Annotated in this window: 4 protein-coding genes; all 4 read right to left on the bottom strand. The window is 46.3% G+C overall.

Going from position 1 to position 13,738, the window contains the following annotated elements; translation table 11 throughout:
• Positions 1-73: 73 nt before the first annotated feature.
• The 4 genes from FCN80_RS15625 to FCN80_RS15610 all read right to left on the bottom strand — a co-directional run bounded on the left by FCN80_RS15625 (position 74) and on the right by FCN80_RS15610 (position 13,468).
• Positions 74-4,891, bottom strand: a complete 4,818-nt coding sequence (locus FCN80_RS15625) for a hypothetical protein (RefSeq protein ID WP_136991097.1) — start codon at positions 4,889-4,891, stop codon at positions 74-76.
• 46 nt (positions 4,892-4,937) lie between these two features.
• Complete coding sequence (locus FCN80_RS15620) at positions 4,938-10,688, bottom strand: hypothetical protein (RefSeq protein ID WP_136991096.1); 5,751 nt, start codon at positions 10,686-10,688, stop codon at positions 4,938-4,940.
• Positions 10,689-11,041: 353 nt separating this feature from the next.
• On the bottom strand, positions 11,042-12,325 hold the full coding sequence (locus tag FCN80_RS15615; protein ID WP_136991095.1) for a DUF445 domain-containing protein: 1,284 nt from the start codon (positions 12,323-12,325) through the stop codon (positions 11,042-11,044).
• A gap of 42 nt (positions 12,326-12,367) precedes the next feature.
• Positions 12,368-13,468, bottom strand: a complete 1,101-nt coding sequence (locus FCN80_RS15610; protein WP_136991094.1) for a glycerol dehydrogenase — start codon at positions 13,466-13,468, stop codon at positions 12,368-12,370.
• Positions 13,469-13,738 lie beyond the last annotated feature (270 nt).

Here is a 13,738-nt window from a genome sequence, read left to right as displayed (position 1 = left end):
CGCTTCCATCGGAAACGGTGATCTGGCAGCCTGAGTTCACAGACAAAACACTCTCCCGGAAAACCGGGGCGGTTCAAACTTTGTATCGCCTGTTACTGTTGAAAAGCGACAATCTTTGATCTTTGAAATCGCCCAGCTCATCACAGCTGATAATGGAAGGCTCCACGGGAAGATTGGCGGCAAAGAAATTATTGCCCAACCCGGCATACCTCCCCAGCCCCAGGCTCAGCAACAGATGTTTCAATACGCCGTTTTCCGAAAGAATCGCCAGAAATTTACCCTGGCTGACTCTTAGCAACTCACTGATGTGGGTAATGGCGGCCGAAGAGTGGCTATAACTGCTAAGGGGCAGATTTAGGCTGACGATCCTGGCAAGCATATGCTGTAATTTATGAAAGTTCACCCTATCCGACAGTTCATTGTCAGTGATAAAAAGACGGGAATTATCGATGGTTTGCGTGGGGGGAGGAAGTCTATCTTGGCTGATCACCATTGCCTTTAACGTGATTAGGATAGGCGCATCTTTATTATAATTCGTTATGCCAGTAATAGGTTGGTTTGCCATTTGAAATTTTATTGATGCCGCTTTATACCAAAACGGTTCCTTAATGATATAGGTATCAGCCATATACTTGCCGGGCATAAAAGCATCTGCAGGGTCAAAGGACGTCATTTCATTCTGATTTACAAAATCTTTATATTTAATGAGCTCATGGTGTTGAGGCACATAACGAAGATAATAAACAAGCCATTGTGATTCATACAATAATCTCTGTCTGGCATGCGTGACATTTTGGGATGGACTGGAGATATCTAAATCCAGCACATAGTCACGTTGCGCGGCATGCAGCACCAACACCACACGCTGCATGGGGTGAAAATCGTATTCTTTACTCCATGACCAGATAATCCTGTATCTCGCTGAAAGAGAATATTTATTCGAAAAATCATTTACATAGAGGATGGCGCGGTCCCGGTCCATGATAGAAATATGCCTGCCGATAAGATAATCAAAACTCACTTCTTCTGTTAGACACTTGAAGAATCGGGAAAAATAGATATAGAGGGCAGATATCGTATTTCCAGGTGTCTCCGTCCAGGATTGGTAATATTGCGAAAACAGCCTGAGCCGATAGAGAATGATGCCATGTTCAGGCAATCTTGTGATGTTTTTCTCTATATCTCTCATAGGCTCGAATTTCATTTTTCTCAAATTGATATAGGGCTTTTCGACACTTGTTGTCAACAAATCCAGTAAAGATACAGGATCGCTGTCACGGAAGGCCGCCGATGTCCAAATACCCTTTTTGTTGCGCTGGACGGGTATGGCATAATTAATATCTCTAACATTCATAGACTTAATAATACGCCAAAGAGAGCGCATATCATCTCTGATAACTTGATAAAAATTACCATCAATGGCAATGTATTTTTGTGAGTGCAATTCATGATGTGCAACGGTAAATATACCAGATTCGCTTGGAGTCAGTAGATCACGATCAACTTCCAGAGACCATTTTTTTGCGTCTTTTTCACGTTTTTTTATCTTATCAGAAAGATGATTGTTAACCCAGTCGACATTATCGAGAGTATTTCTCTTCAAAAACCCTTCGATGTGGGCTCTCGTTGGCAGGAAAACGGGGATGGGATTGATATAGGATATCATCTCGAGGGAGATAATTTTCCCGGTATCGGCTAAAAAGCCGGGTGCTGAGACAACCAGCCTTCGCAAAATATAAGTGTTCAACACGTGACGTGGAATATTGGCTGACTTGGCACCCAGCAAAATACGGTAGAGAGTGTTATAGGACAGTCGGCCAAGAGACTTACCAATCGAAATCAAAGAAAATATAAGATCAAAAGAATCGAAGAGAATATCCTTAAATTGCACCTCATACTCTTCATCGTGCCAGTAATTCCATAAAACTTCATAAAAGGGAATCAACTCCACGAGATTGTTTACCCAGGTTCTATCCCGCAATCTTTCCTTCATTGCCTGGGATAATTCGGCTAGTAGCTCTTCATTCAAACAATCAATGGTGAGAAGAACAGATGTCATTTCACCTTTGCATAGGTCCGCGACAAAATAGTATTCCGGCGCCGGATTCTCTATACGATTGTCCTCGGGTTTTTTAATTAAGAACTCAAGATAATCGTCACAATAATTTTCATCAAAATTTAGAAGGTTACACATTTCTAGGAAGTTGATAGCGATTTTTTTTCTGTTCCGGATATGCAGATGCATATGTGTTTTTCGCCAGTTCTCTTCAAGTTTATGCAACACGGGTAGATGCCGTCTTAAACTCATATCAAAAATAAAAGGCGCGCTTAAGAGAGTGGAAATCAGTGCCATACGGTTATCATGTAAATATAAAAGTGTAATATGGCCAAAGTTGCTGGCAGGCGAGCTAACCCACTGTCCCGTTGCGATAGGGTTTTTGATATAATGCCTAGAATAGACTTTGAATGTATAGATATGTTTTGGTTTAAATATCAGATCGATGAAACCGAATGGCGACTTGCTGATATACATGCACGTCATGTTTCTTGCCTCAAAAAATTTGTCGTGCACGTTATACTCTATAAATTGACGATAATATTCTTCTTGCTGGATGAACTCACCGGAGCGGGCCAGGGAAAAAATACTTGTATATTGTGATTCTCCACGACTTTGAAAATCTATGGACTGTAGCAGTTCGGCTTTATTGTAAGATTTGATAACATAGAGCACATCAAGATGACTCAATGCATACTCAAGATTTTTCTGCTGGGCGAGATACCAGTAGGTTGCCGCCGCGATATATAAATCAAGATTGCCTTGGCCGACGTGTTGGTTATAATAGTTAAAATAGTCATTGTTGTTTTTCTCGAGTTGCGCATCTCGCCAGGCACGCTTGGCCACGATGAGTTTGGCTTGAATGATTTTCTGATCGTCGGTTAACGTCTGCATCATATCGGCGTCATTCATATATAATTGGGCGTTGGCGTTCATAATTTGTTGTAAACGAAGAAGATACTGTAGCAAGAGGAGACACTCCGCATCGTATTTAATGAGAGAATCCAGGCTGTTAATCCATTGATTTGGCGTCCAGACCCGCTCATCGTTTTCCCGGTCGATGGTGGTTTCGATATAATGATCAAGAATTTCCTGAGTTTTCAATATTGGCCATAAATTCCTGTAATTCCAGCTTTCCTCAGAGTAGTTACTGACGATGCGTGTGCGAGAAAAATCCATCAATCGGGTCAAACGTTGAATGCGTGTATCTGACTGTTCCTGTTCTGAAAAATAGAGATCAAATTCATTTATGCAAATCTTTGTGATGGTATCGATATCAATCAGATTCTCTCTTTCGCTAAAAAGTTGCCAATATTCAGTGAATTCGCCAGGAACCATAAAGATGTTGCCATGGATACTAATATTATTATTATGGTTGTATTCAAAAATGTAGTAAAAAAATCTTTTGATAAAAGCGATAGTAAATTTTTTTTCGTCGCTACGGAGTATGGCATCATAACTTTCAATATTGTTCTGATATAGTACCCGCTCTAGTGTGGTGGCATATTGGTCATATTGGAGGTGTTGGCAATAATCGTGATGGGCCTGTTGCATTAATAAAATATAGTCGTGATAGTCCAGCCAATAGGATAAAGTCATGTTTTGCTCTTTTTTACTGTTCTCGATAAAAAGATATTTCGCTTCATCAAAACTGAGTCCATTTTTCAATGTCACGGCTTCTCTTAATGTTTTGAATTTAATTTTTTCCACTGCCTTGCGCAGCGTGTTTAGTAAGTCTTCGAAGAGTTGATCGATAAATATCCGCTTTTTGAGCTTATCATCCAGTGCGGATTTCGGGGTAATCCATGAACTTTGCACATTCAGGCAAAGGTTGATAGCATTTTCCAGGTATTTTTTTTCCAGAATCAAATGCACGGTTTCCCGTTTATGGCCCAAAAACAGCGCCTGATCAAAATCATCGGTTAGATTTTTTGCAAGATAACCATCGAAATCAACAAGCCATTCCAGTGAGAGCCGGGTATCGCTCCGGGCGAGGTTAAACGTCTGCTTGTGCTTTTCATGCATTTCCCGCGCAAACGGGTCCGGTAATGTGATGGATAAGGCGCAACCGATCTCTTTCGTCATTCCCCTGTGCGACTCGCGCGGGGAACGTTGTCGTTTCCACCACACGGGGTGTCCGCCGCCGCCTTTGCGCCGCAGGGCGGCGGCTACGGGAGGGAAGGTAAAGCCGAGCGCGGCCCGTCCGAATTGTATTGTCGCATCCAGCGCCCGGCGCCCCAGACCCGCGATGCCTTGCGCTGAAAAATCACGATTGCCCCTTGCGGCCTCTCGCGTTTCCGCGAAAGCGGGAAAGGGTCCGCGCCGATGTAACGCGACAAGGCCGACAACGCCCAACACCTGAGCCGCCAGACAGATAAATTGTCCCAACAGCGGCATTTCGCGCGACTCGACGAGATTTTCGATATGATAATAATCGCCATCGGTTACCAATAACCGGCCATCGACATCGCCGAGATACACAACCTTGCCGCTCGGCAGTGTGGTGGGTCGAACCGGTGCGTATCGCTCTCCTCTCTCATCTTCGATGCGCATTAACAACACTTCCTGGCCGGGGATGATTGTGCCGCGATGCGCTAATAGCTCGTTTCGGCATTGGTAGAGGGCGTCTATCTTTTTTTCTTCTGCCGCGAGAAAGGCGGTCTTTGATCGCGTTCGCCTACGTGGTTTGGCATTTCCATTAATGACGCTATTTAACGCATAATTATGGACGTCGCGGATCGGCAATGGTTTTTGATAGGGTAACGGAATGATATGATCAGGCCGTGCCTGGCCCAGGGGCGCGCTGTTGGCGGCAAGATATCTTTCGGTATACATATTTGCTCCAGAATAATTTACCTGTAGAAGGTATTTTGCCGATCATTCAGGGGGCAACCCAGTCGGCCAGATGTTTAAACTCATCGAGAGAGGACAAGATATCGAGATAGCATTGCACATAAACATCTTCTGATGCCGACGGTCGATCGCCATATTCGGTCAGTATGGCGGACAGCCGATCAAGCGACTCTATACTCATCGGAAAAATGTAGTTGAGATCCTGAATGCTTATATCGTCGAGGATAAGCCGGGCAAGATAAATATAGATCGCGGGTAAGTGGTAGCCCAGCCGTTTAACTCGACCATGCGCCAGGCTTTTTCTCAATTTTATCAGTAAAGACACCAAATAATAGAAACGTTGCCGGCGGGCCTGCGTATCCGTTTCCTGATAAAGGCGCGCGATGCTCCGCCAGGGGGAGGCCGTATCCTCGGGGCGGCCAGAGTGGGGAGAAAAGGTGGTAAACCAGTCGGCGTGGCGGATGCGCAGGGCCTTTGTCTGGAACAACGGCTTGGCGATGATGGGAATTTTTATTTCCTCCGCCAGGATAGGACCGCGCAATGTCCTACGCTCAAACCCGCTTAAGCTTGAGAACAGTATAATTTTTTCTATTTCATGAGAGGGCGGGAAGAAATTATTTGAAAATATCAGATATTCCATGATATGAGCCATCTCTACGGTTTCATTAAAGGCATAGGAAAAAAAATCTCCTCGTAAGGTGACATATAATACGGAACGATTGGCGGAGGTATATTCAACAAGCCATTTTTCGCTGGTGAGAAGTGTCTCTTTTCGCATGAATTCAATTGTACTGCAAGCGACATTCGTGGAATTTTTCACGTCGTGCGTGTGAGTGATGTTAATTGGAATCCGATTGACAACAGTCGGCCCGTTTTTGAGAAAATCGACGGCATAACCCGCGTAGAGCTTACACCGTTCTGATGACGATAAAATAAGATGGCCATCTTGTAATTTTCCTATATCTAAAAAACTGATAATGGACGGTTCCACCGGTAGCGCGGGGTCGAAGAAGTTATTACCCACCCCGGCAAAGCGTCCGTCGCCCAAGCTGAGCACAATATGCTTCAAAAGATGTGATTCGGAAACAATTGCTAGTGATTTACCGGCCGGGATCTGACGCAACTGGGTATTGTTGGTGATGGGTTCTGGCGAAATAAGATATCTGTTTAATGCCAGGTTTGAAATAACGCTATAACTTAATAGGAATTTCATTTTTTTGAAATTGTCGCCATCGAGCAATTCTGTTTCCTTGATTTGGCGAAACAGAAGAAGACTAGCGTCATCTCCAACGCTTGCGTTACGTAATTGCGTCTTATAGTCGGAGGGAAGGGCATGCATTGTCATGAGCACCGAAGGGGATTTCAGATAAGTGAAAGGCGAAGGAAAATCCTGATGGATTTGTTGGTGTCTGACAACGAGGGATTTATACCAAGTCGGCTCCCGCAGTAGATAACCATTTTTAAGATATTTTCCCGGCGATAACTTTTCCTGTCCATCGGCGATTTGCGTTTCATTGTGTCGCCGGAAATCTTTATACTTTATAAGTTGATAACTTTTAGGAACGATTTTGATATACTGTAATATCCACTGATATTCATAAAATACCTGCTGCTCAAGTTGTTGCATTTCCGCAAGCGGGCGCAATGTTTTGAGATCGATAACGAAGATAAAGCCATCTATACGTAGAGTCAGTACCACTTGCCTGACAGGATACTGATCATGTTCATTTCTCCACAGATACACCAGACGATACAATATGATTGGTTGTCGACCGCGTGTGATATCCCTGATGCAATGATATAAGAAATCCCGCTCCGGCGGTTCGAGCCACAGTCCCAATGAGGTAATGAATGCCCTCTCATCTTTAAGACAATGGATTAGCAAATTCACCAGATGATCGGGTTTGGCGGCGAGGGGGAAAAGCGCTGTTAATTGGTCCATTAAATTTTCGGTTAATGATGTAAGACAGAGATAGTTTAATTTGGGGCGGGTATTGCGAATGAGCTCCGTTGGGGCGATTTCACGGGACGGTTCAAAAGTGATCGTTTCTAATATCGCAAAGCTGCCCTGTGTCTTATGCAATGTGGTTTCCAAGGCGGAAATGGGATCGGGGTCCTGAAAAGGCGCGGAAATCCACAGGTTTTCGGGTGTCCTCACGATAGGTACGGCGTAGTTCAGGTCTGTGCCATTTGACGGCCGGGTAATACGCCACACTTCGGAGACCTTATCCCATAAAACCTGATAATGTTTATTGCCTATTTGAATAAGTCGATATTGGTTGCTGTTAATTTTATCCAGTGTAAAGATACCATTTTCACTAATGGTTAATAATCCTCTGTCGATGGCAAGGGACCATTTTCTGGCTACATTATTTTTGAGATTATTTTCAGTAATGACGTGATTACGGAACCAATCAAGTTCGTTCACCGCATTTTTGAAGACGAAGTTTTTCAAGTGTCGAGAAAACGAGATGATCATGTAAGCAGGATTAATAAATTTCATTAACTCCGCGAACACGATCTTTGTTCCCGCGGCAGTCATGGAGGGGACATCCTCGAGAATTTTTTCCAGGATGAATTTGTTAAGGGAGTTGCGTGGTATATTCAAAGCTTTGGCGCTGAGTAAAATGCGATATATGTTGTTGTAGGTTAACTTGCCCATGGCATTCCCCACTGTGATCAAACTGAAAACCAAATCAAATATATCAAAAATTAAATCCTGGAATTTTATCTGATAATTAATATCATGCCAGTAATTCCAGAAAACCTCATAAAAGGGGATAAGCGAGGTCAAATAGTCCAACCAGTTTCTATCTCGTAAGTAAACTTTCAGTTCCTGGGCCATTTCCAATAGCATTTTTTCGTTCATAACATCGATAACGTCAATGACGGAGGAAAAATGGTTAGCGCAACTATCCGCAATAAATAAATAGTCACCAGTGGGATTTTCAATTTGATTTTTTTCTGGTTTTTTTAAGAAAAAGTCAAGAAATTCGGTGGGCGTGCCGATTTCAACATTTAATAGTCGCAACAGATCTCGCTTATACACAACAATGCGCTTTCGGTGGCGCAAATCCAAAGAAAAAAGGGAGTTTCTCCACTCCGCTATCAGCAAATTTACTATCTCACTTGTTTCCAAAAAGGTAATATTTTGAATAAAAGGTGCGCTTAATAACGTTGAGATAAGCGCCAACTGTTTATTTCTTAATCGGGCAATAGTAATATGGCCAATATTGTTGGCCGGCGAAAGCACCCAGTGGTTTTGTACTAAAGTATTTTGAATATACTTTCTTGAATATACTTTGAAAGAGAAGACTTCTTGCGGTTTTTCTATAAGATCAATATACTCAAACGGAGAGTAGTGCAAAAAAAACAAAGTGCGGTTCTTCGCTTCAAGATAATAATCATGCAGTTCATATTCGGCAAATTGGTTAAAAAAAGCATTGTAGCTTTCCATTTCATCTGATCGGGATAACTCAAAGACGCTGGTGTATTTTTCCTGAAAGCGATTTCTCATTTCTATAGCGTACATCAATTCTGCGTTATGGTATTCCTTAATAATATGAAAGATGTTCAAGCTATCATAAGCGTTTTTTCCCGCGCCCGAGGAGGATAAGTACCAGTAGGTTGCCGAAGTTATGGATAATTCTATGTTTCCTTCCGAGATCAAACTGTCGTGGAGTTTTATAATGTTAGCGTTATGAGTTGAGTTCTGCTCTGGGTCAATTAATTCCCGCGTGGCGTAAAGTTTGGCCTTGATCAGATGTTGTTCCGCAGTTTCCGCTTGCAAATTAATATTGTTTTCGAGATAATTGCCGGCCTTGCCATTCATCAGTAGTTGTAATCTGAGCATATATTGTAGCAAAAGCAGGCACTCGCTATCATAGTGTATCTTCTCGAATATGCCTAAGTTCCATTGATGTGGATTCCAATGCGCCCGATCAGATATTTTTTTTAGATTGGTTTCAATAAAATGCTCAAGGATTTCCTGGGCTTTGATGAATGGCCATAAATTCTTCGCCATCCAGGAGTCCTTATCATAGGACTGGGAGATACGATTGCGAGAAAATTCAATAAGTTTGAGTAGTCGCAGCAAATGTGTGCTGTGTTGGAATTGGTTCTCAAAAAAGAGTTTTATTTCATCCCCCAAGACCTGGCTTAACGCGGTAATATTAATCGGTTGAATGTTTTGGCTGAATATATACCAATATTCCGTGAATTCACCCGGTATCAGATAGGTGACGCTTTGTAAACTGATGTCGTTAATCCGGTTGTACTCAAATATATAATAAAACAGTCTTTTGTAAATGGTATTTTTTAGATCATCCTCATGGTTGTCAATAATAGCTTGGAGTATGTCCATATTGTTGTAGTAAAGAGTTTTTTCAATAATTGTCGTTTGAGGGTCGTATGTCATATTCGCGATAAATTCCTTATGCGCGGTTTCCATCAAACTTAATATATGATATTGTGATGAAAGCGTTGTATCAGACTGATTGGGGGCGCTTTCAATTTTATCGATAAGCAATATCTTAGCGGATTCGAATGTCAGACCGTTACTCGCGTCAATGGTTTCGCGTAAAAGTTTAAGATTGACCTCTTCAAAGACTTTTTTCAGATCCCAATGTAAATTTTCCAAAAAAATGTCGATATAGACCCGTTTGGAAAAAAGCTCCTTGGTTTTTTTCTCGGGCAATATTAATAAATTGGTTTGTTTCTGGCAATTGTCCATAATTTTCTCTATGTATTTTTTTTCCAGGATGAGCATGACAGTTCGGCGCTTGTCGGTCAGGAATGAGGCCCGGTCGAAATTTTGCTGTATCAGACGCAGCAGGTAAAGATCGAAGTCTATATACCACTCCAGGGTGAAAGGCTTTTTACGGGTCCTGTTGATGAATTGCGCTAAGTTGTACGCATGCAGTTGACGCGCCTCATGGGTGGGTAGCCGGATTTGCATGATACAATCGCCATGGGGCTTCGCTTCCGGATGCGTTTGCCGTTTTCGCGGGACGCGCCATACAAGGGGGGCGGGAATGCCGCCGGTATGTTCCCTGCTGGCGGAATGGGCCGACGCGGTCGGCAACAGGCCTGCCGAGAGCCAGTGGCGGCAGGTCTGTTTGAGCCGATGTAACGCGCCCATCGCCCTTGCGGCCACCGTGGCGGCGGGGCGTTCGGCTAGGGCGCTTACGTGAGCATGGCGGCGGCGATAGAGGGCGTTGGAGACCCGGGGTGAGACGGCGACATAGCCTATCAGGGCCAGCAGATGGATAAAGAGATGCGTGGCTGTCGCCGCCACGGACGGACCGTTGGGCTCCACCAGGTTCTCGATGTGGTAGCATGTGCCGTTGGCTGTTAACATTTTGTCACCGAAATACCCGGTATAAATGCGATTGCCGCTGGGTAGCGTCACTCGCCGGCAGGGGACGTGATAGCGTGCCGCCTGATACTCGACTTGGATATATTTCCATTCGTTTGCGGTTGCAAGACATTCGGGATGTTTTAGCAGTTCTCCACGACAGCGGTATATATAATCCACCTGGCTTTCCTCGCTATTCTGGGGCATGGACATTGGTCGGGAGCGCGCAGAGCCGGCGTACTGGCCTCTTTCATTACGCGGCGCGGATAAATTGGCCCGCCAACCCTGTCGAGGCGCCAGGGGGGTGTTGGATAAGCGCGTGGCTATGCCGGCGATTTTATGCGCCGGTTGTGACGCGGAATATCCGTCGGGCAAATGCGGGCCAATTTCTCCAGAAATGGAAAAAATAGAATGAGCTGGCATATCTACTCCTCATTGTTCTGGCTTGGTCAGGATCAGGTGGGCGGTGGTCGTCGGTAGAGTGCGCGTTGCCTTTATATGGACTGAGTTATGATTTAATTTCGTCAGGAATCGTGAAAAGTTTTATTATTGGGTGTTTTTCTCCGAAGTGAATATTGGAAGTGATAATTAACATGCTGTTATTTATTTGGAAGGCATGGGCTGTTCTCTTCCGCGCATCGTTATCTAACCATTTGTCGGCGGGAAATGCAGTTGAAGATCGATGAAGATGTTTATGAACCGCCGTCACTGTTGCCCGCCGGAAATCATTCGCTTGGCATCGTGGTGGCAAAAGAACAGCCAGTGAACATTGATAGCTATGAATTAAACAGTAACGACAACCATTCCGGCAGGAATGAAATAACATACAACATCAAGCCGATAAAGCCGCCGACCAGCGTACCGTTAATGCGAATATACTGTAAATCCTTACCGATATTCAGTTCCACTTGTTGCGACATGTCCGCTGTATTCCAGCTTTTCACCGTGTCACTGATATGCCCGGTGAGAAATGCCGCAAAATTGGGCGTAAGTCTCTGCGCCGCGTTGTTCAGATGGCGATTGAGGGAGCGCTGCAATTGTTCATCACCTTTCAGCATCTGACCCAGCCACAGGCCGGCCCCGGCCGCTTTGTCGAATATCAACGGTCGTGCATGGGAAAGATCGTCCCTGAGCCAGCAGATTAACTCGTCCCATAAGTGGCCGGCATAGGCGTTGAACGCCGGATCGCTTCGCAGATACGTTTTGATATCGTTGACTTTGCCCAGGGCGGGATCACGACTGTCAAGCCAATGGATGAGCCGGCGCGCCAAATGATCGAAGCGCCGCCGCACCGCATGACCGCTATCCCCTTCGATTTCGTCAAGCAATGATTTGAGCGCGTCGGAGACCAATTCGGCTCCTTGCTCGCCCAGCCAGGCGCTGGGCAGCCATTTTTCTTTGCGCGGATGTTTTGTTTTAAGCCACAGTTTAAGTTGTTCGGCGATGGCCAGCCGGACCGAGGGCTTATTCAACTGCCGGCTGACGGCGACTATGGCGACATCCAGCAGAGCCTGATGGCGGCCGTCTCTGGTCAGGGCGGTCAATACGTTCGCCGTCAGCCTCGCCAAATCAAGCCGGTCAAGCAAGGCGTGTAAGACGCGGCGGAAAAGCTCCTGCATGGGGCTGTCTTGCGCCAGTGTCAGAAATCCCTGCGCCAACTGCCTCGCCGCTTCGCCGATTGTGTTGCCGTTAGCGGGCCGGGATAGCCAATCGGCAATGATGTCGGCTGAATTCTGTTTTTTAAGCAGCGCATCGATAGAGGCGTTATTGAGAAATTTTTCCTCGACGAACTTCGCCAGGTTATCGGCAATCTTGTCCTGGTTACGGGGAATGACGGCGGTATGGGAACCGATAAAGGGCACGGGTATCCGTCGAAATAATGCCGCGATTGCGAACCAGTCGGCCATGGCGCCCACCATGGCCGCTTCCGCGACGGCCTTGATGCCGTCGCGCCAATAACCGGGAGCGCAAAACAGACTGATGACAAAAACCGCCGCCGCGCCGCACAATAGCGCCAACGCCCGCCGTTTGCTTTGCCGCAACGCCTGTTGTCTGGTCATTTTCACCCCCGGTCGAATGTACGCCGGGATAATAGCACGACGCTAGTCGCCGACGGCCCGGCTAAAGGCATCCACGGCGACCAGCGCATGAGCCACGTCTTCCGCGGTCAGCGATGCGTTCACGTTGCGCAGGGTATCGCCTTCGGCGCAAGCCAGCGTGCCTATCTTCACCAAATCGGCGAAAGAGGCGTTTTCCAGGTGAATGTCTTTGAGCGTCGTGGGCATGCCGATCAGGCGATAAAAACGGATGTAACGCGCCAGTTCTTCATCCGGCCGCTGTTCCAGCAGCATATGCGTCAGGGTGCCATAGGCGACTTTCTCGCCGTGAGTCAGATGATGAATATCGCCTTGAACGGCGGTGAAGCCATTATGGATGGCATGGGCGCCCGCCAGGCCGCCATTCTCGAATCCCAGTCCGGAGAGTAGGGTATTGGCTTCGACCACGGCTTCCACCGCCGGCGTGACGGCATGGCGCTCAACCGCTTTATAGGCGCTGTAACCATAAGTCAGCAGTGTTTTTTCGCAGGCTTCGGCTATCGCCATCCCGGCGATAGTGGGTTTCCCGCCCACCATGGAAAGCGAGTGCGTCCGCTGGACCGCCTGGGCTTCGACATAGGTCGCCAGACCGTCGGCGATGCCGGAGGCGAACAATCTGACCGGCGCTTGCGCGCAGACCTCGGTATCCACCAGAACCAGATCGGGGTTCTTGGCATAAAACCGATAAGTCTCGAATACGCCCTCATCGGAATAGATTACGGACAATGCGCTACAAGGCGCGTCCGTGGAGGCCACGGTGGGGATGATCACCACCGGCTGTTTAAGTTCGTTGGCCACCGCTTTGGCGGTGTCCAGCGTTTTACCGCCGCCCAGTCCGGCAATGATGTCGCATTCGTCGCTGCGGGCGATATCCGCCAGACGGGTAATTTCATTGGCGGAGGCTTCGCCCTTGAATCGTTCGCGATGGGCGCCCACGCCCGCGTGATCAAGAGAAGTCTTAACGCGTTGGCCGGTAATTTCCCATACGATATCGTCGGCTATCAGCAGGGCCTTACCGCCCAGCGGCGAAAGGTATTTGCCCAATGCATCCAGGACTCCCCGTCCCTGAACATATTTGCCAGGAGATGAAAAAATGAAATCGTTCATATGCCTATCCTCTTGGGAAAGTGGTTAATCACCTTTGTCACTATAAGCGTGGCGGCCTGCCGGTTTTGAGGAAGATGTGCCGGGTTCGTCCAAATTAGGAATAAACCCGCCATACTTTACATGGCGCGTTGCGCATCGCCTTTTTGTTGACGCTGTTGATTCGCCTTGTTCGTATCGTCGGTCGCGCGCGGAGAATGTTGAGGGACAGAATCGCGCGGCAACTCGAAATCATTGGGTTTTAAGTGTAATAATAGCCGATCGCCTTCGGCG

The sequence above is a fragment of the Martelella alba genome, from assembly GCF_005217455.1.
GTDB lineage: Bacteria > Pseudomonadota > Gammaproteobacteria > Enterobacterales > Enterobacteriaceae > Acerihabitans.
This window is presented reverse-complemented; position numbering and strand designations above follow the sequence as displayed.